Below are 24,835 nucleotides of genomic sequence, written 5' to 3' on the forward strand. Positions count from 1 at the left end.
AATAATGGCAAAGTTAGAGAATAATAACGAGAATGAGAATAAAAAATCGGTAGCTGAAAACCTAGGGGATCAGGTACAGAAAACTGTCGAAAATGTAGAAGAAAAAGTTCGGGAGACAGTAAAAGAAGCATCTGAGCTGGCTTCAGATGCCATACATCATCCTGTGGAAACGGCTGAAGAGTTTGGGAAACAGGCCATGAAAGATGTTACCAGCTATACCTGGTGGGGAAAGCTTCTCTTGATTCTCTTTTGGCTTGGCTTATTTGTAATAGGAGGTATATTGGTTATCATCAACCTTCCGGTAACGAAGCAATGGGCGGCAGATCAGGCTCTTCAAATCGTAAATAAAGATTTTAAATCAGGGTTTTCTACAGAAAGTGTGGATGTTAACTACTTTGGAGATGTAACAATCAAAGGTTTAAAAGTAAAAGACTATAAAGGGTTTGATTTTATTAAAGCCCGTGAATTCCGTGCAGATTCGGACTGGATATCTTTGGCTGTGAATGCTATTTCAGGAAAAAGCAATTCTTTAAGCTTCAATTCTCTGACTCTCGTTAATGCCGAAGTAAGAGTAATTACCTATAAAGGAGATAGTATATCCAATTTTGTCAGATTTACAGAACTCTTTGATGATGGTAAGAAAAGAAATCCGAACAAACCTCCTTTTCAGCTGAATTCCAGAGTACAGATTATTGATTCTGAAGTTTCCATCATCAATGAAAACTCTCCCGGAGAACAGGGGAAATGGCTAACAGCAAAAAAATTCAACTTAAAAGCACCGAACGTAAAAGTGAACGGACCAAATGTTTCGGCATTGATCAATAATATGTCCTTTGTGACCTCAAGATGGGGGAAATCTCATATTGTGGATACTTTTTCAACAGAACTGTCTTTAACGAAACAATTTTTGTCATTAAAAGATCTTACGCTGAATACCGACCATACATTACTTCAGGGAGATATTAAATTTAATCTTCATGATGGATCGTGGTCAGATTTTGCTGACAGGGTACGATGGGATATGAACATTCAACAGGGAAGTCAGATCAGTGGTTATGATATCAGCTATTTTGTGACGAACTGGGATAATATCAAACCGTTCAACCTTTCAGGGACAATGACGGGACCCTTAAATAAATTTCATCTGGAGAATTTCCTGATCAGAAATCCTGATGTCAACATTGCAACCAAAACAATGAAGGTTGATAACCTGCTGAAAGGACATTTTGCCATTGAAACAAAAGATCTTTCTGCAGATTTTACTTACAAGGATCTAAAAGCAATGATGCCTTCTTTTATCTCCAAAAAGATGAAGAATTTTGCTGATGATTTTGGAAAATTGAAATACAACGGGACAGCAAGAGTAAATCCGGATCAGATCTATGTGGATAGCGGGAATTTAATGACAGGAATAGGGCAGGCTAAAATTTCCAAACTTACCTTATCCGGTTACAGTACTGCAATGCCTAAATATTCCGGTTATCTTGATGTGAAAGACCTTAATACTTCTGTCATTACAAAGAATAAAACGGTAGGTTTAATCTCCGGTAAATTCGATCTTAACGGACAAAGCTTTGATGTCAATACCATGCGTCTGACGACTAAATCTCAGATTGCAAGCGTTGAAATTATGGATAAAACGATCAATAATCTGTATCTGGATGGATTATTGGATCATAAAAAATACAACGGACTTATTACCGTTAATGATGAACAGGCAAAAGCTACGATCAAAGGATTGATAGATTTCAGTACTTCAAGAGTGGCTATGGATGTCAACGCGGATGTCACTTACCTGAATATGAACTATTTTACCAATAAGCCTGGCAGCCAGGTGGTAAGCGGTCAGGTTGAAGGAAAGATGGCAATGTCTTCCATTAATGATCTTACGCTGGATGTTAATGCCAATAATCTGAACTTTGCTACGGCAACTCAAAAATATAATATTCCGAATGCTAAATTAAAAACTTTTGTAGAAGCAGGAGGTCGTGTGATTGATGTAGATGCTCCGGGAGCTGCTACAGGGAAGATATCGGGAAGATACAGCCTGGCTGATCTTGCAGGAATGGTAGAAAACGGAGTTGGAAAGATATTGGTAGGGCCACCACCGAGAAAATTATACCGTGGACAGAATTTTGCACTGAAATTTGATGTTCAGCAAGGATTGGTCAATTATTTTTTACCGGAACTTAAACTACCGCAGGGAGCTATAGTGGAAGGAGAATATGATGGAAATTCAAACAACCTGATTCTGAATCTGGATGCCGCTTCTTTGAAATATGTTATGACAAAAGAGGAAGAAATTACCGATGCTGATAAGGCACTGGCATCTTCCAGCCCTGATTATAAGGTTCACGACAGAAAGAATCTCAACAGAGACAGTGCAATGGTAGACAGTGTTAAAGTCAGAATTAATACAGCCGACCTTAACCAGCAATTGTATGCAAAGATCAATAGAGTAGTTTATAATAAAAATGTAATCAAAGATTTTGAGCTTAAAGGGAATAATGAGAATGGAAATACCCTTCATTTAGCTACCGTATTTAAGCATGGAAGTCCTGATGATGAAATTAATGAAAAGCTTAAAGAATATGCTATTAATGTAGATCAGTCTACGGATGCGGCGGGAGATTATGTATTCAGATTTGAGCCTACCGAAGTGAAATTCAATGAAGTGACCTGGGCTATAGATACAAGTCCGGAACTGAATCACTCCATTACCTATAGAAGGAATACCGGAGATTTTGATATCAGGAACCTAAGGGTGTATTCCGATAAAAGTGCTTTGTTTATTAAAGAAGCGCAATTTAAATCAGCAAAAGATTTTTATGTAGATGCCGATATCAATGAATTTGCTGTAGAAAAGCTTCTGGAAATGCAGTCCGGAGGAAATAGCATGGATATAAAAGGTCTTGCCAACGGAAGTGTCAAGATCAAAATGGATAAAAGTACCCTGCAGCCACTGGTAGATCTTAACATTGATAATATTAAGATGAATGGCAACGATATGGGAGATATCTCTATTTCTGCTACCAATGGTTTCTCACTGAATGTTTATGATATTGATGTGAAAGTTCATTCTGCAGGAGTCCTTGGAAATAACAGCCTTAATCTTACAGGAACTGTTAATAATAACACCTCTTCTCCGATTATTGACCTTACGGCTGAAATGCGTGATTTTGACCTGTCATTTACACAACAGTTTGTGCAGACTGTTTTTGGAAACCTTCGTGGTAAAGCTACCGGGGATCTTAAAATTAACGGAAAGCTTAATAATCTGGATTATAACGGTGATATTGCTTTAAAAGATTTTGGACTAAAGCTTTTGTTTACCGGGGTAGATTATGCATTTGATGATACTGTCATTCAGCTGACCAAAGGGCTGGCCATTCTCAACAATATTGAGGTACACGATGGAAGAACCAATTCCAAAGGGAATATTTCCGGGGCGATTCAGTTTGAGACCCTTTCTTCAATGGGGGTATCTCTCGTAATGAGAGCTGATAACCTTCTCATGCTAAATACAACACAAAAAGATTTTGACCTTTTCTGGGGAAGAGTTTACGGACAGGGAGATCTTTATGTAGACGGACCTGTTTCAGGATTAAGTATTACAACTCCTAATATGAAGGCGCTTAACGGAAGTACCTTTACCTTTAATTCCAGTTCTACATCCAATGTTGAAGAATTCAAGATGCTGAGATTCCTGAAAGAAGGAAAAGACGGTCTGATTACACTGGAAGAAAAGAAAAAAACAGGAGCCAATATGAATATTGATTTCAATCTGGCCGTAGATAAAGGAACTACTGTAAATGTGCTGGTAGGAGATGATGTAGGAAATATTACAGTAAAAGGTTCCGCAGATCCGTTGAGGTTCCACATGAACAGACAAGGGAATATCGCCATGAGCGGTACTTATAAAGTAGATAACGGAACATTTGTCTCTAAGGCAATTCTTAATAAAACTTTCCAGATAGAAAGGAACAGTAGTATCAGATGGGATGGTGATGCCATGAAGCCTGCATTAGACATTAATGCCAACTATATAAGAATGGTTTCTAATGCCGGGGAGTATCTTAGTATGGGAAAACTACAGCCTATAAGTATTTTGCTGCAGGCTCACATTACCCAGTCGTTGGTAGACCCTAATATTGACCTTAACGTAACTGCTATGGATGTTTCCAGCCAGGTGAGGGAAACGCTTGCTGCCAAAATGAGTCAGGAAGGGGAGAAGGTTCTTCAGTTCGGATCTGTCCTGCTGTTGAGTACTTTCAACGTTTCAAACTCTGGCGGGGTAGATGTGAATGTGGGAAATGTTGCAGAGTCTTCCGGATATAATATGCTTCTGAAACAATTGGGATCTGTACTTAATACGATGAGTAATGAATTCCAGATTGACCTTAATTATGTAAAAGGTGACCAGAACTCAAACTTTGGAGACAGAGCAAATGCGGGATTGAGTGTAGCCCTTTCCCCAAGAGTGAATATAAAAACAGGTCTGGGTATTCCACTATCGAAAACAGATGGTGCCCAAAACAACTATTTGTCTACAGAAGGCTCTGTAGAGTATGATTTATCTAAAAAGAACGACGGAACGTTGGTTATACGCGCTTATTCCAAGCCTACGAACATCGGAATGGTGAGTACAAACGGTTCTGCAAATCAAGCCTATGGAGGAGGGGTCGTGTGGAGTAAAAGCTTCAATTCTTTGTTTAAAAAGAAGAAAAAAGACAAAAAAACTTCAGATGCAAAAGGTGAAATAAAAACAGATTCTATAAAATCAAATGGTAAATAATTAGAATATTTTAATGATTTTTATCATCTGTGTTAATTATTGTTAATATTTGATATATATTTTTTAGTTAAATTATTTTTCGTAAATTTGCAAAAAATACATAGATTTTTTAAAGAAATTGTAATTTAACTAATATGAACTATCAACTGGACGAAATAGACAAGAAAATTCTTGATTTCTTAGTAGAAAACACAAGAATGCCTTTTACTGAAATTGCAAAGCAGATGGATGTTTCTGCTGGAACAATTCACGTAAGAGTGAAAAAGATGGAAGATGCAGGTATTATTTTGGGATCATCTCTTAATATCGATTATGGTAAGCTGGATTATCACTTTACAGCTTTCATAGGGATCCTTTTGACAAAATCAAACCGTACTCAGGAAGTATTGAAAGAATTGTCAACTTTACCTAACGTCATTGAAGCTAGCGTTATTTCAGGAAAATATAATATTTTCTGTAAAGTAAGAGCTAAGAATACAGATGATGCTAAAAGAATTATTTATCAGATAGATGACATTCAGGACGTAATGAGAACTGAAAGTATGATTTCTATGGAAGAATTCTTAAGTGACAAAAATAGATTGATCAACGCGATCTCTATATAAGTCAAATTTTAAACGAATAATTATAAAAGAACTTATGAAATCTCTCATAAGTTCTTTATTTTTGTAGGTATGGAAGAATACAGTTATTTTGACGAAGACCCGAAGAAAGGATGGGGATTTGTACTGGCATTTGCAGCCTTAATGTTGTTTACCATAATGGGGCTTGGAATAGATGTGGATGAATATCTGCAGCATGAATACCTGGAGATCCCAAGGTGGTATTTCTATGTTATTTTTTCAATTGATGTGTTGATGATGATTGGGTTGGTACTGATGTTCTTCTACAGAAAAATAGGAATCTTCATGTTCCCGGCTTTACTGGTAATGCACTTCTTTATGCACAATTATTACCTGTCTACATTCCTGTATACAGATGTTACCAACCTTTTTCTGTTTACAGGATTCGGAATGCTTGCCATTATCCCGAAATGGAAGTTTTTCAAATAGGAATATAATCACTTTATAATAAAAATAACAAACGGCTTTTAAATGGAATTTAAAAGCCGTTTTTGAATATATATAATATAAGGGGATGAGAAATGCTATCTGAGTTCTAACGAATGAAAAATTTTTTGCTTCAAAGGATTTTTTGTCCAGTCTTCCCAATCTCCCGTATAGGGATTATAGCCACATTTTAAAGGTTTTGATACATTCAGACCTTCTTTGCTTTTTTCTGCATTTTCGGTATATGCCCTGCAGTCTGTGCAGACATAACGGAACTCACAGTCCTTACAGATTTCTATATTGTCTTTGGTCAGATCCCAGTATTTTTTGAAATCGGGCTGGGTTATAGCCACTTCAAGACTGTTATTACGAATGTTTCCAAAGCTTTCAACCATCAGCGGGCAGTTTTTAATGGTGCCGTTTCGGTCAATGCCTATCTTTTTATACAGGCAGGAATTGTGGTTTATCGCTTCCAGTACTTTTGGAAGGTTGGTATTGAAATACTTCAGTTCCACTTTTCCACAGACAGATATTTTCAGGTCATCTTTCAGGAAATTCAGCGAGAATCTATATTCATCTTTAGCTTTGAAAGGAGGTTTCGAACAATTGTAGAAAATGAGACTATATATTCTGACTGTATTTTTTTGAAGAGCCTGTATAAAAGATAGATTGGTTTCCTTATGAAACGGAGAGAATATTTCTATTCCCGAAAGCACAGAGGTTTTAAATACATCATCAATTTCTATAAATTCATTTATTGTTAATGGTTTTAAACTGTAAATAACCAAATGTTTAATTCCAAGGTTTTCTATAGAAGGTTTTATTTTTTTTACGATCTCAATATCTTCCATTTCAATAAAGAGATTCGTTATATCACTGGGTTCATGATATTCATAAGAAAGAGGAGGGAAATTTCTGTCCCAATCGTTTTCAGTAACAAATCCATATTCTTTTTCCAGCAGGAGATTGATATATTCATGGACAATTGCTCTGGATTCTTCATCATAATCTTTCAATATCCCCTCAATAGATTGGTTTTTAAGTTCTTCTATGATTCCATAGAATTCTAACGGATACAATTCTGAAACATTTCTCTGTAGATCTGAGATCAATATCCGGGTTGCTCCTTTGGTGATCAGAATGTTGCTGAATAGGTTGAAATAGTTCATGAATTAATAAATTATATGGGAAAAAAATTAGTTTATTTTAATTTCAAAAACTTCATTTTCATGAATATGAGTAAAGTCTTTATTCATTGAAGTGAGATACCACATAACTTCAATCGTTGTTCTGTCATTATCATTTGAGAAAATCATTATCATTTGGTTTTTAAACTATCGGCTAAATCTTTTGCTAATTTGTTTCGGTACGTTAAACTTGGAAGACCAATGCCTTTTCGGTTATCATTTACTATTGATGAATCTTTTATATTTTCATATCCCTGATAAACTCCATAAGTATAAGGAACTTTATGATGCAGATTATTTCTGTCAATCATCGCAGCATAATCACGAGGTGGGCATTCACCAGATTTTACATATTCTAATATTTTAGTTTTAAAATAAGGGTAGTATTCATCATAATCTGCCATATGAAGCAGTATAGGTCCTGACGGCATAAAAAAGTCACTATTTAATAAACCTATTTTTTGCATACTTGGAAATCCATAATTTTTAAACATCCATTTTAGAAGCTCAGCATTCTTTTTATCATTTTTAGTAATTTCCTGATAATTTAGATCTCTTCGGCTGTTCTGATCACGCATAGATGCAACAGTAAAAGAGTCTACAAGCTTTTGATTAAGTCTTTTTTTCCACTGTGTAACTTTCAGCTCCATTTCCAAACTGTCTATTCCATATTTTTTATACAGCTTAATCAATTTTGGATCTTGTTTTTTATACTCCCAATAAGGAGCTATCAAAGGAATAAGTTTGTACAGACTTTTTTTTCCTCCAAATTTTGTATGATGCTGATCAGAGAGCCTTATATAAGTTTCATATTCTTCATGACGTTCTTGATTGAGAGGGGGTATTTTCTAAATAATGGTTTATATAATTTTATGGCTTTTTCAGGTTGTTTAGCCATTCTGTATATACTGTCAATTTCGTTTACTTTATTATAATATAAAATATAATTTCGATTTTTGCAGGCACAAAGAAATAGACAGAGAATCAGGTAAATGGTAGGCTTAAAATTAATATTGGGGGCTTTGTGTTTTTAAATTAGAATATTTCATTTCTTAAATTTTATAAAATAAATTACCTGTGTTTATTACCTTGATTTAAAAAAATAGTCTTTATGTATTGAAACTGTTTTTTCCTGTTACAATGGCTATTTCACTACTTGTACACAATTCTCTGAGATAATTAGTATCATTTAAACCTATTTCTATTCTACTTTATGATTTAGCTCAATAGGATTATTTTTCTCCCAAATTCGTTTTTGAATATTTCCTGTCATTTCTTTAAAATTGGTTCTTATCTTATTTCCACTTTCGTCGTAAGATGTTATTTCAGATTTATTGATCATGGATAGCGGCTCATTGTAAAAATTTTTTTGAAGTTTTTTGAAGTCTTCCCAGGTAATTTTCTTTTGAAATTTATCTGTATAAAGCTCTTTCCATTTGAAGTCTCTTATCTGAATGAGCTCAAAATCATAATCCAATTTTTCATCAGAAATTTTTATAATCAATCCTGGAAGACCATAAAAGACATATGGACCTTGCTGTAAAGGAATTTCGTTTGTAAACCATGCAGTCCAGTTTCTTCCCCCATATTCTACTTTTGCTTTTTGACAATTATAATTCCCAATTTTCTTTTTTTCGTCAATAATTTCCCAATGAAATTCTTCATTAATAGGAATAGCATACGTGCTATAAATTAAAGGAACAAATACATACTTTAGAATTTCATTATTTCCATTTTTCTTATAAACATAAAGTTGTTTGTGGTTATATTCCATATCAAATCCGTTTCCCCAACCTCTTTTTGCTCTTAATGAATCAGATTCACGAAATTTATCTGATCGAAACAAAGATTCTTTATTTTTAATATCTAGGTAAAAAATATTTTTTTCACTTTTAAAATTATCTGAATCAGCTCTGTAATTTAATTGATATATGAAGCTTGAACTTTGTGCTTTTAGAAATACAGATACCATAACAATAAAGAAAAAATATAATAGCTTCATAATAGCCTTACAAGTGATTTTATAGGTCTTTCTCTGATATAGAAATTGGTTTGGTACTTTTCACAATCTAAAACATAAATAATATCGTTTGGTTTTTTAAGCTTCTGATCATTGAAGGATTCAACATGTTTGAAAGTAAGTGGAAGCTTGTTTTTTTCTTTAACTTTAATTTTCATAGGTAATCAGCAATTTCTTGGTCCAACGAATAGTTACAGGTATGAGATAATCCCAGAAACTGCCCAATTGTATTGACTTCTAAAAAATAAAATTTACCATCTTTTCCTTTGATGAAATCCAATGATCCACAATTAAGGTCTAATGTCTGCATCAGTAGATGAATTTTTTCCTCAATGTCAACACTAAGTAGGTAAGGGATATTTCTGTTTGGTTTTTCTAAATTATATTTTCTGAAATCTGTTTTAGTCTGCTCGTCATTTTGAGAAAAAATAGCCATTGAGTAGCACTTTCCATTAAGATAAAATGTTCTGATTTCAAATTCTTTATCAATTTTATGTTGGAAGAATGTAGTGAAAAACTTCATTTTTTCCCGCTTATGTACAGTTGAAGTATACATAATGCCGTTTAAATCCGTATCAATATCATCCAATATAGGGTTTCCTCCAATCGTTTTTACAATGGTTGTGTTCAAAGAAACCTGATCTGTATTATCGGCCAAAAAATATTTCGGAACTTCTAATCCTACTTTTATAGCCTCTTCCAATACTAATAACTTATTAATATCACTGTTACTCTCTTTACTGATATGTTTCCTGGATTCCAGTTTTGTTCTTACATAATCTTCAAGCCAATGCTGTACTTCATTCATATGGGCATTCACAGAGGTATTGTCATACCGCAGACGTTTGATATTCAATCGGCCTCTTCTATACCATACGCTGGTAATCTCATCCAAAAAAAAGGAACTTCTGTTGCTTTCTAAAAAGATCTTTTTATTTTCCGTTTTAATTTCAAAAATTTCATCCTCATGGATGCGGATAAATTTCTTTTTCATAGCAAGGAGCCATTTTATGATCACCATGGTGGTTCTTTCATTGTTGTTGGAAATAATAAGAATCATCTCACAATTTATTTTTGGCTTTGGAAGAACGTCTTAGAGCTGGCAATCCAATGTTTTTTCTGATACGGTTTACTTTTACAGTATCAATGACAGATCTATAACTTGGATAGGAGCCGTAAGGCATCTCTTCTTTTTTGATCTGGAGATCATGTCTGTCTACCATATTAGCGTAATCCCTTGGTATACATTCTCCGGATTTTACATATTCAAACATTTTCATTTTAAAAAACGGATACTCTTTTGATTCTATCATATGGCTGAACAAGGGATGCATGGGCATAAAAACCCCATCATTTCCAATAAGTCCTATTTTCTGTATAGAAGGATAACCATAATTTTCAAAGGTCCATTTCAACAGTTGTGCATTTATTCTGTCATTTTTTTTCATAAGCTGTGGATTTCTTCGTCCTTCTGCTTGATCACGGATGAAAGCAATACTGAAAGAATCTACTAACCTTTTATTTAAACCTTTTTTCCAGTCTGCAATTCTTTGTCTCACTTCAGTGCTGTCTATACCGTATTTTTGGAACAGACCGAAGTAACTTTTCTCAGACCCTTCATAAGGAGCAATCAAAGGGATAAGCTTGTAAAGACCTTTCTTTCCTCCGAAATCTTTTTGATATTGATCAGCCAGTTTAATGTACGTCTCATACTCTTCAATACGGTCCTGATTTCTCGGACTATATTTTTTGAATAATTTCCGGTATTGTTTTATTGCCTCTTCTGGCTGATTGGCGATTCTATAGATGCTGTCAATTTCATTTACCCTGTTGTAATACACAATATAATTGTTGTTTTTGCTTTTACAGGAAAAGAATATAAAACTAATGATGAGTAAGGGTCCTATATATCTCAAAATCAAATTTCGTTTCATTATAATCCGTTTTATAAAGTCAATTAAGATTTTTTTTCTTTGTAAAGGGAGGAAATAACTCCTCCCTTACAATGTATGATATATTGCAGATAAATTTTATCCGACGTCTAAAGTTGACGAAAGCTTGTGGTCTACCCAGGTTTCTTTATCATACACTTCTCCTTTGTTTGTAGAAACATAGTTGATTGCAGTGTCTCCACTACCTTTGATAGATTGTAGACTTTTCATTTTTTTGTTTTCCAAAGAAGAGAAATTACTCTTCATACCGATTAACTTTTTCATGTTGATAATTTTTTGTTGTGTTGTGTAAATTATTTATGTCATGTAAACCCTGACATTTGGGGTGAATAATTCACATGTTTTCATGTACTGTACACATACAATGCAAAAATGTAGAATGTCTTCCGTCAACGTTGATGTTTTCAAATCTATCAATATTCAGTTCACTTCAATGGGATAAAACATGTAAATGAGTTGTTTATTTTGTGTACACATATTCATGTGCAAATTCTGTATATGTCAGAGGATTTAGTGAAATATTCCAAATATTGAAAAGTATAAAGTGAAGTCCGATAATGTAAAGAAAGCTTAGGAATAGTATAGGATATTATGCAGTAATATATTCTATTGTACAATACGGCGGAATGAATGAATTTAACATTAGAAATCACACGATAATTCTTTTATTTTGAAAGAAATTTGTATGTTACAAAGCATGTTTTTATAAAAAAGTACTGATTTTCTGCTCAAAAATGATGTGCTTTTTTTGTGAATTTTCACAGAAAAAGCATTGGTTTCAGATAAATTAATTCAGATAGACAATATTGAGTCATAAAAATGAAATTTTTTAACACCGTGGTGAAAAGTTTATGTGGTTTAAATATAAAAGTAAGGTATATACATATGATACTCGGAAAATAGGATCATCCAGAGAAGCTTTCTGGTTGTTTAAATATGGAGAATTGGTTCCTTTGCTGATTGGGGCAGCTATTTTGATTCCCGGATTGTTCCTGTATAATAAAAACAGATAGCTATAATCATGAAATTGAACAGCCTTCTAAAGAATATAATGTGCTGATTTGATAAGATAAAGGTAATTTTACCGCCCATTTTAAAAAAGAAAAGACGTATGGATTTTGAAATTTTAAAACAGCAGATAGAAAATGCTGCCAGGAAGGCTTTTTTAGAAGTGTATGAAAAGCATGGGGCAGAGGGAGTTTACAGTTTTGCACTGTACAGTGATGAAGGCGCAATGACGGTATGTCCTGCTGTCAATACAATGAAAGTTATGGAAATGGCAGATGAAGATGATGCTCTTTATAATAAATATGAACCGGCAGAATGGACTTATGAAATGGAGGGAGCGGAAAAAGAATTTGGTGATATCTGTACTCAACTGAGAGAAGAACTGGATAATCATGACGACGATGATCAATGGTTTGAAGGTTTTCAGACTAAGTTATATTCCATCTGCATTGAAGTGCTGGAGAAGCTTAGAAATGAGAATTTTTTCACAAAGATAACAGGCAAAGATATTTTCCTGATTTTCACGGTCTCAGATTATGAGTTTGAAGAGGAGGAACTGAAAAATATTATCGTCAGACTTAATGATAATGAATATAAAAGTGAATATCTTAACTGGATGGCTACCTGGGGCAATTAAAAGTATGACAAATTAAAAAAACACTTTAAATATATACATATGAAGCCCGATAAAATAATTGTCTCAGAAGCCTCTTTTAACAGCAGTGATCCTTATGATGTCATCAATTCCAATATTTCTGTTGTCAATCTTTTACACGAAGAAGGAGTTGGAGAAGAAAATATGCATGAAGATTCAATAACCAGTTACTATGTCGACTATTATGTCAGTCAGTATAAAAATGGAAATTTTTCTCAGTTTGTCTGGAATTCCGGATGGTCACCAGAACTAAACAGGATTATTGAAGAAGGTTTAAAGAAAATAGGTGCCCAAAAACATTGGGAACTATTTCTGGAACAGTCTTCAAAAGTAGAAAATATGGAAGAAGGAGAAAAGAAAGAGTTCCTGGAAAGTGAATATTTCGGACCTAACAAAACGAGAGATATTTTGAAAAATGATTCCTTTTACAGTCTGGATGAAAACTTAACAGAGCTTCATTCGCAATGGCTGAAGAACCATCCAGATCTGAAAGTTTTGTCTATTGATGAAATGTTCTCGCAGCTGGAGAAATGGGTAGGAAGGAAAATCGACCGTTAAAATTTAAATGAAACCTCAATCTATGGAAGATCTTGAAAACCTCAATATTGAATTTAAGAACTATCTGGCAGGAATCAGTGGAAAGTTTACCGAAGACCTTATTCATTTGCTGAAAGGTGAAAGTATCAATTATCTGAACGGAAATACGCAGGCTCATATCAAAGCTTTTTATTTTGAATATGAATTTGACTATCTGAATATTGTATTCTGGGGCGTAGACCATAAGGGAGAAATTGCAACAGAAATCATGTTTTTGCCAACCAAAAAGAATAACAATGATAATGGAAATGAAAAATGGAGCGGCTTGATTCCACAGAAGATATGGCAGAAAGCTTCAGATTTTGAGGACAATTATGAAGGTGATGATTTTGATGACATTCTGGATGAATATAATGATGAAAAATACAGGTTATTTGAACAATGGTTTTTTGATGTCTGGAAAGGAGCATCAGAACAGACCGGCGTAAAAACAGATGCCTATTTCTCAATTCATGATACCTATTTCAGAACAGATCTAAATACCCTGAAAACCATTAATGAGGATGAAATAGCACTGCGTTATGAATAACTGTCCTACAATAAAACCTTTTCAGAACATTAAAAACAAATCAAATTATAAACAATAATTATATTAATTATGAACAACTACAAATTTTATAAACAGGAGGGTAATCAGTATATCTTTAAGAACCAGCCGGTATTTATAACGGTACTTTGCATTATCTTTCTGATTGTGGCAGGATTGCTCTTTAACAGCGTAAGGACTCTTAGCTACGTTATCATTGCTGTGGTAGCACTTATTCTGATTAATTTTTTCACCAAGAAATTCATCATTGATATGGATCGCATGACGATTACAGGAAAACATACCATTTTTGTTCCGGCCAGAACCTATCCGATAGAGAATTTCAGAAACTTTCATGTGCTGGCAACAAAATACATGGGTTTTATCACTACCAATGTGATGCTGTCTGTTTATTTTGAAGTTAATGGTAAAGAAAAGCAGCTTACTATAGGCCAGGCTCTTACACAAAGAGGAATACAGAAGATGGTAAATGAAACGGAGGATATTATGAACATTAATAATCCAGAGAATGGATATCCGAGACCGCTATAAGTTTCAGGAAAACGGAAGTGAAATAAGCTTTATGCCCAACTACAATTTCCTGCGTGTTTTGGTATGGTGGTTGGCTTTGGGTGTTATTGCTCTTCCTTTGATCATATACTTTTTTATGGATAAAATGTCCGGTGACCAGTTCAAAATTGCATTGGGTTTGTGGATAATTTACATGGTTTACTTCCTGTTTGACTTATTTTTCAGGGTTCCGGTGAAATATATTTTTGATAAATCAGAGAAGTGTATTTACAGAAAACTTTTACTTTCCAAAAAGCTCATGAATTTTGATGAAATGACCTATTTTGTCAATGATGAAAGAGGAGGCTATTATTATTCAATAGGGAAAAAGAGAAATCAGTTTGTGAAAAACTACAGAATCAGCAATTACTTTTCTGGTTCAAAAGCTTCAGACAAAAGAGAAGATGAGTATGTAGAAAAAATCTTATTTCCTGTTTTGATCGTTGCTGGAGTTCCCCTAAATCATCAATCAGAACAATAATGAAGGATAAAAACTAATACTATGAAAAAGGAATATAACCATTCTTCTCCTTTGCAGGGGTGACAAAATTCAAAGGATTTTTGACGGGTGGTTATATGCACTACAACAATCAACTTTTTACAAATATCTAATAAAAACCCCGGCTGTTTCAAGGAAACAGCCGGGGTTTGTCTATATAAAAATAGCTTATCTTAAGCTAAAATTCTCTTTACAGCTTCTTTCACTGCAGCAGCATCAATTTTGTACTTCTTCATCAATTCTGCAGGTGTTGCAGACTCTCCGAAAGTGTCATTTACCGCTACAAACTCCTGTCTTGTAGGCCTTTTTCTTGCAAGCATACCTGCAACAGATTCTCCTAAACCACCAAGGTAGTTGTGCTCCTCAGCCGTTACAATTTTACCTGTTTTTTCAACAGATTTTAGAATGATCTCTTCATCAAGAGGCTTAATTGTGTGGATGTTGATGACCTCACAAGAAATACCTTCTTTTTCAAGCTCGTCAGCCGCTACAAGAGATTCCCAAACAAGGTGTCCTGTTGCAACAATCGTTACATCAGTACCTTCCTGAAGCATAATTCCTTTTCCAATTTCGAAAGGCATATCTTCCGGAATGAAAACAGGAACTACCGGTCTTCCGAATCTTAAATATACAGGACCTTCAAAATCTGCAATCGCCAGGGTAGCCGCTTTAGTCTGGTTGTAGTCACAAGTATTGATAACCGTCATTCCAGGAAGCATTTTCATCATACCAATATCTTCAAGAACCTGGTGGGTAGCTCCATCTTCTCCTAAAGTAAGACCTGCGTGAGATGCACAGATTTTTACATTTTTGTTAGAATAAGCGATAGACTGACGGATCTGATCATATACTCTTGAAGTAGAGAAGTTAGCAAAAGTTCCTGTAAATGGAATTTTTCCTGTAATGCTAAGACCTGCAGCAATCCCCATCATGTTCGCTTCTGCAATCCCTATCTGGAAGAATCTTTCCGGAGCTTTTTCAATGAATTTCTCCATTTTCAAAGAACCGATAAGGTCTGCACAAAGTGCTACTACATTAGGATTTTTGTCCGCCAGTTCTGCCAATCCTGCTCCGAATCCTGAACGAGTGTCCTTTTTTTCTGTATATGTATATTTCATTTTTATTGTATTAATCGAGATGTTAAGATATTAGTAATCAGCTGGAGCTTCTAGGTACAATTGCTTGAATGCTGTTTCTAGCTGCTCATCATTAGGAGCTTTACCATGCCAAGCATGAGATCCCATCATATAATCAACCCCGTAACCCATTTCTGTATGAAGAAGAATGGCTACCGGCTTGCCTTTTCCGGTTTCTGTTTTTGCTTTCTCAAGGATTGCAATCACAGCTTCAAGATCATTACCGTTCTTTTCTTCCAAAACAATCCATCCGAATGCTTCAAGTTTAGCATGAAGATTTCCTAAGCTTAATACATCATCTGTATCCCCATCAATCTGACGACCATTGTAGTCTATAGTAGAGATGATATTATCTACTTTTTTAGCAGCAGCATACATCAATGCTTCCCAGATTTGACCTTCCTGAAGCTCACCATCTCCGTGAAGAGTGTAAACAAGAGACTGATCACCATCTAACTTTTTACCTTGAGCTACACCAAGAGCTACAGAAAGTCCTTGTCCAAGAGAACCTGAAGCGACTCTGATTCCCGGAAGTCCCTCATGAGTAGTAGGGTGTCCCTGTAATCTTGAATCTAATTTTCTGAAAGTACTCAGTTCTTCAACAGGGAAGAAACCAAATCTTGCTAAAGTAGAGTAGAATACCGGAGAAATATGCCCGTTTGATAGATAAAAATGATCTTCATTTTTGCCTTCCATTGTGAAAGGAAGTTTATAGTTCATTACCTTTCCATAAAGGGCTGTGAAGTATTCTGTACAACCTAAACTTCCGCCCGGGTGTCCTGAATTTACAGCATGAACCATTCTTAAAATGTCTCTTCTGATCTGTGTAGTAAGAGATTTTAGCTCTTCAATACTTTTACTCATTATGTCTGATTTATTTGCACGCGAATTTACAATTTTTTACCGGCTTATGGAAATGCAAAAATCCGGATATGAAAACCCGGATTTTGATTAATTTGAATATTTTCCTGCTTTTAACAGCCTTCATTGAGGTAAACAGAGATTTCGGTTACTATATTATTAATAAATTTAAAGCTTAATAGAGTTCCTGCCTGGCTGTCTTCAATATTAAAATAACCGGAATCTTTAATAGGTTTGCTATTGTCATCCCAATCCGGGCGTACACTGAAGTTGGGATAATTTCTGTAAGCATTGATAAGGTCATCTCTGGTGCTTCCAACCCCAATTCCGCTTTTGGTCTTAAATTTTTTACTCGTTGTTGTCATGTAAGTAATAGAAGGCACACTAGGATTGGCTTCGTTAATATAATTGTCAAAAAGATCAATCTGGATGGCCTCCCCATTATACTTTACTGTATTTTTTTTCTCCCCATTAGAGTTTGTAAGTTTTGTTCCTGCAAGTTTTTCAGCTTCAGCCTTGGGCATGAAGACTTTAAACGGTCCGATTCTTAATGTTGACACTTCAAAATTTTCCTGAGCACTCATACATCCGAATGTGAATGCAAACATTAAAATTGAGATAATTTTTTTCATAGTTTTTTGATTTTTGTTTCTTTTTATTTTGTTGAATTTTTGAATGACTTTATATCATTCGGATCAAAGATAATTAAAATGAAAAAGTCTATAAAATTAGTTATTTAAATAAAGAAAAATTTACTTCTTAAGTTGAAGGCTTTGTGGTAGCTAGATTGTTGCTGTTTGTACAAAAAAAACATGCTTTTTTTAAATTTTCATATATAAATTTGGATAAGTTTAACTATTTTTATAATTCAATATTATTTGATTTATGAACCTTTAACTGATTATTTCTTAGTTTTTGGTATTATTAGTTGAATTAATAAAAATTACAAACCATTATATATGAAAATTAAACAATTATTTTATCTGGGGATATTTATTATATCTATTTCCTCAGGGAAAGCACAGGACTTTTTTACCGTGATCAGTGAGAGGTCCATCAAAGCAGATCCTAAAAACAGGACTGTACAACCGGAAAAGTCATTAACCTATACATTGGATGTGGCTGGAATGAAAAGTTATTTTAATTCCGTTCCGGAATTGAAAGACAGCGACCGTAAAGATAATGCACCCATTATTGTGTTGCCAATGCCTGACGGTACGAAAGCGAAATTCAAAATCTGGAAATCTTCGGTAATGGCTCCTGGATTAGCCAGCCAGTTTCCACAGATCATTACTTTTACAGGACAGGGAGTTGATGATAAATATGCTACTATAAAGCTTGATTTTACTGAGCTTGGTTTCCATGCGCAGATAAAATCTGTGGTAGCAGGGGATACTTACATTGATCCTTATGCAAAACAGGATATTAACAATTATATTATTTATAAAAAGAGTGACTTAATTGATAAAAATCCAAGATCCTGCGGAGTAAAAGATGAGGACGATTCTCCATTGGGAAAAAAAAACGCTCAAAAAACCGTAAGCCCAAGCGTAGGAACTCAAATTAGAGTTTTTAGATTGGCTGTGGCTTGTACTGGAGAATATGCTGTAGCAGCCACTGGTTCAGCCGCTCCTACTATAGCACAGACACTTTCAGCAATTGTAACATCAGTAAACAGAGTAAATGGAGTCTATGAGCAGGAAGTTGCTTCAAGACTGGTATTGGTGGATAATGAAACAAATGTTGTTTTTACAAATGCTGCTACTGATCCTTTTAACGGGAATAATGCTGCAGGAACATTAATTAATGAAAGCCAGACTCAGATTGATTTACTGATAGGAAATACTAATTATGACATCGGACATACTTTCAGTACAGGTGGTGGTGGATTAGCCGGATTAGGAGTAATCTGCAATGCAACCAATAAAGGAAGAGGAATTACCGGTTCCCCTAACCCTGTTGGTGACCCTTATGATATTGATTATGTAGCGCATGAAGTAGGACATCAGTTTGGAGGTCCGCATACTTTTAATGCAACTACAGGAAGCTGTGGAGGAGGAAACCGAAGTGCTGCCAATGCCGTAGAGCCCGGAAGCGGAATTACGATTATGGCATATGCCGGAATTTGTGGAAGTACAAATAACTTGGCTTCTAACAGTATTCCTACTTTCCATACCAAATCATTCCAGTCTATTACAGCGAAAGTTCAGTCAACAACATGTCAGGTGACCATTCCTTCTAACAATTTTCCGCCTTCTGTAAATGCCGGAGGTGATTATACCATCCCTAAGAGTACACCGTTCAGATTAGAGGGATCTGCTACAGATATAGACAATAATCCGCTTACTTACAGCTGGGAACAGAATGATGTAGGACCAGCAAGTGATTGGAATGCCCCAACAGGGAATGCTGCTATATTCAGATCATATGTGCCTGTAACCGTTCCTTACAGATATTTCCCGAAACTTACAGACGTGATCAATGGAACGGTATCCAAAGGAGAAGTTAGACCAGCCTATGCCAGAACCATGGAGTTCAGACTGACTGTAAGAGATAATAATGCAGGTTGTGCAGGAGTTACGAATGATGATGCTATTATTACTGTTGATGGAAATTCAGGACCGTTCAATGTAACTGCACCTACTACAGCGGTAAACTGGGCAGGTAATTCTACTCAGACCATAACATGGGATGTAGCGAATACAACTGCTTTCCCTGTAAATTGTGCTACTGTAAATATTTTCCTTTCCACAGACGGAGGTCTTACGTATCCAACACTTATTTTAGGTTCCACTGCAAATGATGGCTCCGAGACCGTTACCATTCCTAATGTAACGACCACGCAGGCCAGAATTATGGTGGCAGCAGAAACGAATGTATTTTATAATATTAACCCTATTAATTTTACCATCACTCAAACACTGGGTGTGAATGAAATTGCTACAAATAAAGATGTATTCGTGGTATATCCTAATCCAAGTAAAGGGCTTCTGAATATTAAATTTACCAATTCAAATGAAGTGTATGATATGACTGTATACGATGTAAGCGGAAAATTAGTATTCACTCAGGCTAATAATAAATTGAACCATGATAAAGTAGGTACTTTTGATTTGTCTCAGTTGGTGAAAGGTGACTATCTGATTAAAGTTAAATCTAAGAATATAGAGAAAACAATCAAGTGGATTAAAGAATAAAGAATCCATTTACTGAAATAAAAAAGGCTGTCTTCAATTGAGGACAGCCTTTTTAGATTTTTATAAAGATTAAACGACTTTTAAATAGTTTTTGTTTTTTACCAGCCAAAGACCGATAAAGGTCAGCAGTCCGTTAAGAACAATCAGTTCCACACCAATTTTGTAATCGGTATAAGTGGTAACAGCAAGATTGATCAAATAGGTAAGTACAGGTGCTAAAATAGTTACTGCAAGGATGGAATATTTTCTGGAGATCTGAAACTTTGTGAAAATTCCAAAAGCAAAAAGGCCTAAAAGCGGTCCGTAGGTATATCCTGCAATTTCCATGATCAGGTAAACAATAGATTTGTCATTCAATGATTTGAAAACCATGATCAGAATAAAGAAAACTACGGTGAAAATCAAATGCACTTTCATACGAAGACGTTTCTTTTCTTTTTCAGTTTTGGTTTTATCTTCATTAAGGTTTAATAAATCTACACAATACGAACTGGTTACAGCCGTTAAAGCACCATCTGCAGAAGGGAACAACGCTGAGATCAATCCGATAATGAAAATAACGGAAATCATCATTGGGAAATGCCCCTGAAGTGATAAAGCCGGGAAAAGGTCGTCTCCCATTATATTTTTAATATTTCCGGCACTATCTTTAAATCCGAAAATATTCGTCACTGTTTCAGAGTTCAGAGTTCCATATTCTGCTCCGTGCTGTAATGCAAAAAGATAAAGCAGTCCTCCCAGGAATAAAAATGCAAGGTTCACGATAAGAAGTGTTCCTGCAAAGGTCAGCATGTTTTTCTTTGAATTCTTAAGATTGTCTACAGAGATATTTTTCTGCATCATTTCCTGATCCAGCCCAGTCATTGCAATCGTAATAAAAATTCCGCCTAAAATTGTTTTCAGGAAAAAGGTTTTGGAATTAGGATCAAAATTGATGAAATGGGTGTAGTTTTTCTGTTCCAGAATAGTATATGCTTCCCCAAATGATAAATTCAGATTTGATAAAATATAAACGATACATGCTACAAGGCTGATAATCATAAAAGAAGTCTGCAGGGTATCCGTAATGACAATTGTCTTTACCCCCCCTTCAAAAGTGTACAGAAGGACCATCAGCAAAAGAATAAGAGAAGTTACCCAAAATGGAACTCCCAGTCCTTCCAGTAAGAATATCTGTAAAACATTGACGACCAGATATAATCTTGCCGTAGCACCAATTGCTCTTGAAATAATAAAGAAGATAGAACCTATTTTATGAGCTTCTACATTGAATCTTTTCCCCAGATAGGTGTAAATAGAGGTGAGGTTCATCTTATAATAAAGCGGAAGCAATATGGCTGCAACGATAAAATATCCGATGAAAAATCCGATGACCATCATATAGTACTCAAAACCTCCGTAAATATATTCGGAGCCGGTCATTTTTCCTACAGTTCCCGGAACGGAAATAAAAGTAACTCCGCTTAAGCTGGTTCCTATCATTCCGAATGCAACGAGCCACCATTTACTCTTTTTATTACCGATAAAAAATGACTGGTTATCAGAATTCCGGCTGGTGAAATAAGAAATCACCAAAAGGCCGATAAAATAGATGAAAACAAATAGCAAAAGGATAGTTCCTGAATTCATGCTTGATTTTTAAATTTTAGCAAATATATAAAAAAGATCAGTCGTGAATCATGAATTTAAAATACTGTTAGTTTTAGAACAAATTGTGATTATTAATTTGCTTTACAGTCTGTAATTTGCATAAAAATAAAAAACCTTCCAGAAATACTCTGAAAGGTTTGTATTGTAAGGGTGGAAAACAGTGGTTAATTCACTAAAACATCCTGAAGTTCCTCACTTTTCTGGAAACTTGCCTTAGCAAAAGGGCAGAGGGGAATAATCTTTTTCCCATTTTTTCTGGCAAAATCCACTGCAGCCAGAAGCATTTCCTTACCTACACCTTTTCCGTTGTAGGCTTCTTCCACCTCGGTGTGGTCTATAATAAATCTTTCTTCTCCCGCCCAGGTATATGTCATCACTCCTGCGCTACTTCCATCTATGAAAGCTTCAAAACTTCCGTGTTTCTCGTCGTTGTTTTGTTTTACTTCGATCATGTTATGAGAATTTAGTTAGTATTTCTATGTCGTTGGTAAATATTTTATGAACTGGGCATGCATCAGCAATGGTGTGCAGTCTTTTCAGCTGCTCATCATCCAGAATACCTTCAAAGCTGATATCTCTTTTGAAAACCGCTCTTTTTGTTAATGGGAAATTTTCAAGCTCTACTTCTACATTGATGTTTTCTACATCCCATTCCTTTCTTTCAATATACATTCTCAAGGTAGCTGCTGTACAGCTTGCCAGTGACGTAGCCAGAATTTCCATTGGGTTAAAACCTTTGTTCTGTCCGCCTTTATCAATCGGTTCATCCGTAATGATCTTATTTTCGCCGGCTGTTACTTCTGTATAATATTTTGTTTTTCCTAAACTTGCTTTTACCGTTACCGCCATTATTTTTCTGTATTGAATTTATAACTTAATGCGCCTGAAGGGCATTGGTCTATCTGTGTTTTAAGTTCTTCCGGGCTTGCATTCTCTGCTTTTATCCAGGGTCTTTCTTTAGGATTGTAGACTTTGGGAAGCAATTTTACGCATACAGCCGAGTGGATACACTTTTGAGGCTGCCAGATGACGGTGATGTTACCGTTGGGATATTCGTGTGTTTCCATATCAATTTTCTTTTAATGATTTTTCGATTCTTCTGTCCGGAATCAGCCATATAAGAGCCACTAGATAATAAAAACCTATGGCAATATAAGGATAAAAAAACGAAGTAACGATGCCAAGAACATAAAAAATAATAGAGATATATTCTTTATATTTCGAATGGATGGCCTCTTTCAGCTTTGAATCTTCCCCTTCGCACCGGATAATGACATGCTCCATAATGGTATAGGCAATTGCCGCCATAATGAGTCCGATCCCGTATACTGCAACAGGATTTTTAGCAAAACCGGTGGTTCCGATCCATTCTGTAGCAACAGGCATCAGAGAAAGCCAGAACAGCAGGTGGAGATTGGCCCAAAGAATGCTGCCATTTACTTTTTTTACCGTCTGAAACAAGTGATGATGATTGTTCCAGTAGATTCCTACATAAATAAAACTGAAAATATAAGCCAGGAACTTAGGAAGGAGAGGTTTGAGACTGGTCCAGCTATTTCCTTCCGGTACTTTCAGTTCAAGTACCATAATGGTGATAATAATAGCAAGGACACCGTCACTGAAGGCCTCTAATCTTCCTTTAGTCATTGGTTTTAACCTGATTTTTAAAGTTTTGTATTTTACCTTTCAGATCATTCAGCATATCCGGATTGATGACTCCGCTTTCCATATCAAAATTTTCATAAAACTTAGGCAATGAAAAAGTTTCCTTGATATCTGCTGCAAACTGTGGGAAAAATGTTTTTGCCGTATTCATTACATTTCCTCCGCCATAGCCTCCCGGAGAAGTGCTCATCAAAAACATTGGTTTATTCTGAAATACTTTTACATTAATTCTGGAAGACCAGTCAAAAACATTTTTAAAAGCTGAGCTGTAAGAACGGTTGTGTTCCGCAAGAGAGCAGATGATCACATCACATTCATCAATAACTTTTAAAAAATGATGGGCTTCATCCGGAAAACCTTTCTTTTCAAGGTCTACAGAGAATACAGGCATAGTGAAATTGTTGAGGTCGATCAAATTGATTTCATCTTCCTGAAAATCTTTCAGAACAAACTTTACCAGTTCCCTGTTGATAGAAGTGGAAGACGTACTTCCGGCAAATGCTAATATTTTCATGGTTTGAACTGAAATTATTTTCTGTTTAAAATAGCCTTTGGAAGCGGAACGTATTCATTTTCATCTCCCGGAACCAAAGGAAAAGCTTCGTGATTCTGGTCATTCCAGTTTACTTTTGCCTGATCAAGTAATTCCTTATCAGAGTTAACAAAATTCCAGAATATAAAACGTTCTTCATCGAATGGCTCACCTCCGAAAAGATAAACTGTTCCGTTTTCGCTCATATCAAACTCGCAAAGCTTGGTATCTTTAGCGATCATCAGCTGTTTTGAACCATAAGAATTTCCTTCTGTGGTAACCGTTCCATCCAGAACATACATTGCAGCTTCTCCGTAAAGATCTTTTCCGATGCTTATTTTTTTAGCCTCTTTTGTTTTTATTTCGATGAAAAATAACTTGCTGTGTACAGGAACCGGAGATGTTCTGCCAAATGCTTCACCAGCAATTAGTTTATACTGAATACCATCTTCTTCCCACACCGGAATCTCATCAGCTTCAATATGATGAAATGTAGGCTCAGACTGTTCAAGATGTTTCGGAAGTCCCACCCAGATCTGGAATCCATGAAGTCTTTTATCGGTGTGTCTTAAATATTCAGGGGTTCTTTCCGAATGTACAACTCCTTTTCCGGCAGTCATCCAGTTGACAGCACCCGGTTTTATTTCAAGAGCACTTCCAATACTGTCTCTGTGGAAAATAGAACCTTCCAGCAGATACGTTAATGTGGATAATCCGATATGGGGATGAGGGGGAACATCAAGGTTCTGATAATCCTTCAATTCTGAAGGTCCCATGTGATCTATAAAAACAAAAGGGCCAACCGCTCTTTTCTCACGGAAAGGCAGAAGCCTTCCTACCAGAAAATTTCCGATATCTGCTGCTTTTTCTTCAATGATAAGTCCAATATTTGACATGATGATGTGATACTTTTTTTAATGTTAAATAAATAGATTG

25 protein-coding genes are annotated in these 24,835 nt (G+C 35.4%); 9 read left to right on the plus strand and 16 right to left on the minus strand.

Annotated elements, in window-relative coordinates; all coding sequences use genetic code 11:
• Positions 1-4 precede the first annotated feature (4 nt).
• The 3 genes from KYG33_RS19385 (at position 5) to KYG33_RS19395 (ending at position 5,847) form a co-directional block, all read left to right on the plus strand.
• Positions 5-4,795, plus strand: coding sequence for a translocation/assembly module TamB (locus tag KYG33_RS19385; RefSeq protein ID WP_219072258.1), 4,791 nt, complete (start codon positions 5-7; stop codon positions 4,793-4,795).
• A 134-nt stretch (positions 4,796-4,929) separates the two neighbouring features.
• Positions 4,930-5,400: an Lrp/AsnC family transcriptional regulator gene (locus KYG33_RS19390; protein ID WP_039371059.1), complete on the plus strand. Its 471-nt coding sequence runs from the start codon at positions 4,930-4,932 to the stop codon at positions 5,398-5,400.
• 69 nt (positions 5,401-5,469) lie between these two features.
• Positions 5,470-5,847: a hypothetical protein gene (locus tag KYG33_RS19395; RefSeq protein WP_047373649.1), complete on the plus strand. Its 378-nt coding sequence runs from the start codon at positions 5,470-5,472 to the stop codon at positions 5,845-5,847.
• A gap of 95 nt (positions 5,848-5,942) precedes the next feature.
• On the opposite strand, the gene gwsS is transcribed toward KYG33_RS19395, so the two are convergent.
• The 6 genes from gwsS to KYG33_RS19425 all read right to left on the minus strand — a co-directional run bounded on the left by gwsS (position 5,943) and on the right by KYG33_RS19425 (position 11,267).
• A complete protein-coding gene (gene gwsS, locus KYG33_RS19400; RefSeq protein ID WP_077414015.1) occupies positions 5,943-7,013 on the minus strand; it encodes a grasp-with-spasm system SPASM domain peptide maturase in 1,071 nt (356 codons plus the stop codon).
• A gap of 149 nt (positions 7,014-7,162) precedes the next feature.
• On the minus strand, positions 7,163-7,765 hold the full coding sequence (locus KYG33_RS19405; protein WP_219072259.1) for a hypothetical protein: 603 nt from the start codon (positions 7,763-7,765) through the stop codon (positions 7,163-7,165).
• 467 nt (positions 7,766-8,232) lie between these two features.
• Positions 8,233-9,033 (minus strand): GLPGLI family protein, encoded by an 801-nt coding sequence (locus KYG33_RS19410; RefSeq protein WP_219072260.1) that lies wholly within the window; start codon positions 9,031-9,033, stop codon positions 8,233-8,235.
• A 172-nt stretch (positions 9,034-9,205) separates the two neighbouring features.
• Positions 9,206-10,111 carry a grasp-with-spasm system ATP-grasp peptide maturase gene (gene gwsG, locus KYG33_RS19415; protein WP_219072261.1) on the minus strand — a complete coding sequence of 302 codons (906 nt, stop codon included), beginning with the start codon at positions 10,109-10,111 and terminating at the stop codon, positions 9,206-9,208.
• Between the two features lies 1 nt (position 10,112).
• Positions 10,113-10,985 carry a hypothetical protein gene (locus KYG33_RS19420; RefSeq protein ID WP_077414020.1) on the minus strand — a complete coding sequence of 291 codons (873 nt, stop codon included), beginning with the start codon at positions 10,983-10,985 and terminating at the stop codon, positions 10,113-10,115.
• A 96-nt stretch (positions 10,986-11,081) separates the two neighbouring features.
• On the minus strand, positions 11,082-11,267 hold the full coding sequence (locus KYG33_RS19425) for a grasp-with-spasm system A modified peptide (RefSeq protein ID WP_077414021.1): 186 nt from the start codon (positions 11,265-11,267) through the stop codon (positions 11,082-11,084).
• Between the two features lie 847 nt (positions 11,268-12,114).
• Here KYG33_RS19425 and KYG33_RS19430 point away from each other — a divergent pair.
• The 5 genes from KYG33_RS19430 to KYG33_RS19450 all read left to right on the plus strand — a co-directional run bounded on the left by KYG33_RS19430 (position 12,115) and on the right by KYG33_RS19450 (position 14,840).
• Positions 12,115-12,648 (plus strand): DUF4303 domain-containing protein, encoded by a 534-nt coding sequence (locus tag KYG33_RS19430; RefSeq protein ID WP_219072262.1) that lies wholly within the window; start codon positions 12,115-12,117, stop codon positions 12,646-12,648.
• 39 nt (positions 12,649-12,687) lie between these two features.
• Entirely contained in the window at positions 12,688-13,224 is a 537-nt protein-coding gene (locus KYG33_RS19435) for a DUF4375 domain-containing protein (protein WP_077414023.1), read from the plus strand.
• Positions 13,225-13,231: 7 nt separating this feature from the next.
• Positions 13,232-13,792: a hypothetical protein gene (locus KYG33_RS19440; protein ID WP_139348472.1), complete on the plus strand. Its 561-nt coding sequence runs from the start codon at positions 13,232-13,234 to the stop codon at positions 13,790-13,792.
• A gap of 69 nt (positions 13,793-13,861) precedes the next feature.
• Positions 13,862-14,341: a hypothetical protein gene (locus KYG33_RS19445; RefSeq protein WP_077414026.1), complete on the plus strand. Its 480-nt coding sequence runs from the start codon at positions 13,862-13,864 to the stop codon at positions 14,339-14,341.
• Positions 14,319-14,840, plus strand: coding sequence for a hypothetical protein (locus KYG33_RS19450; RefSeq protein ID WP_232539062.1), 522 nt, complete (start codon positions 14,319-14,321; stop codon positions 14,838-14,840). The genes KYG33_RS19445 and KYG33_RS19450 overlap by 23 nt, the downstream gene beginning before the upstream one ends.
• Positions 14,841-15,031: 191 nt before the next feature.
• Here KYG33_RS19450 and KYG33_RS19455 read toward each other — a convergent pair whose 3' ends face one another.
• The 3 genes from KYG33_RS19455 to KYG33_RS19465 form a co-directional block, all read right to left on the minus strand.
• Positions 15,032-15,976: a transketolase family protein gene (locus tag KYG33_RS19455; protein WP_034697001.1), complete on the minus strand. Its 945-nt coding sequence runs from the start codon at positions 15,974-15,976 to the stop codon at positions 15,032-15,034.
• A 30-nt stretch (positions 15,977-16,006) separates the two neighbouring features.
• Positions 16,007-16,858 carry a transketolase gene (locus KYG33_RS19460; protein ID WP_219072263.1) on the minus strand — a complete coding sequence of 284 codons (852 nt, stop codon included), beginning with the start codon at positions 16,856-16,858 and terminating at the stop codon, positions 16,007-16,009.
• A 110-nt stretch (positions 16,859-16,968) separates the two neighbouring features.
• Complete coding sequence (locus KYG33_RS19465) at positions 16,969-17,487, minus strand: hypothetical protein (protein ID WP_077414030.1); 519 nt, start codon at positions 17,485-17,487, stop codon at positions 16,969-16,971.
• A 327-nt stretch (positions 17,488-17,814) separates the two neighbouring features.
• Here KYG33_RS19465 and KYG33_RS19470 point away from each other — a divergent pair, with 327 nt between their 5' ends.
• The gene (locus tag KYG33_RS19470) at positions 17,815-20,052 is read left to right on the plus strand and encodes a reprolysin-like metallopeptidase (RefSeq protein ID WP_077414032.1); all 2,238 of its coding nucleotides are present in this window, start codon (positions 17,815-17,817) and stop codon (positions 20,050-20,052) included.
• 69 nt (positions 20,053-20,121) lie between these two features.
• Here the strand turns inward: KYG33_RS19470 and KYG33_RS19475 are convergent, their stop codons facing one another.
• The 7 genes from KYG33_RS19475 to KYG33_RS19505 form a co-directional block, all read right to left on the minus strand.
• On the minus strand, positions 20,122-21,681 hold the full coding sequence (locus KYG33_RS19475) for a sodium:solute symporter (RefSeq protein ID WP_077414033.1): 1,560 nt from the start codon (positions 21,679-21,681) through the stop codon (positions 20,122-20,124).
• 185 nt (positions 21,682-21,866) lie between these two features.
• Positions 21,867-22,154 carry a GNAT family N-acetyltransferase gene (locus tag KYG33_RS19480; RefSeq protein WP_175627200.1) on the minus strand — a complete coding sequence of 96 codons (288 nt, stop codon included), beginning with the start codon at positions 22,152-22,154 and terminating at the stop codon, positions 21,867-21,869.
• 1 nt (position 22,155) lies between these two features.
• Positions 22,156-22,551: an OsmC family protein gene (locus KYG33_RS19485; RefSeq protein ID WP_219072264.1), complete on the minus strand. Its 396-nt coding sequence runs from the start codon at positions 22,549-22,551 to the stop codon at positions 22,156-22,158.
• The gene (locus tag KYG33_RS19490; RefSeq protein ID WP_047424288.1) at positions 22,551-22,769 is read right to left on the minus strand and encodes a (4Fe-4S)-binding protein; all 219 of its coding nucleotides are present in this window, start codon (positions 22,767-22,769) and stop codon (positions 22,551-22,553) included. Before KYG33_RS19490 ends, KYG33_RS19485 begins: the two co-directional genes overlap by 1 nt.
• Position 22,770: 1 nt before the next feature.
• On the minus strand, positions 22,771-23,349 hold the full coding sequence (locus tag KYG33_RS19495) for a TMEM175 family protein (protein ID WP_219072265.1): 579 nt from the start codon (positions 23,347-23,349) through the stop codon (positions 22,771-22,773).
• Entirely contained in the window at positions 23,342-23,881 is a 540-nt protein-coding gene (locus KYG33_RS19500; protein WP_077414038.1) for an NADPH-dependent FMN reductase, read from the minus strand. The genes KYG33_RS19495 and KYG33_RS19500 overlap by 8 nt, the downstream gene beginning before the upstream one ends.
• 14 nt (positions 23,882-23,895) lie before the next feature.
• Positions 23,896-24,795 carry a pirin family protein gene (locus tag KYG33_RS19505; RefSeq protein ID WP_077414039.1) on the minus strand — a complete coding sequence of 300 codons (900 nt, stop codon included), beginning with the start codon at positions 24,793-24,795 and terminating at the stop codon, positions 23,896-23,898.
• Between the last annotated feature and the right edge of the window lie 40 nt (positions 24,796-24,835).

This window comes from Chryseobacterium sp. D764 (assembly GCF_019317325.1).
In the GTDB taxonomy this organism is placed as follows: Bacteria; Bacteroidota; Bacteroidia; order Flavobacteriales; family Weeksellaceae; genus Chryseobacterium.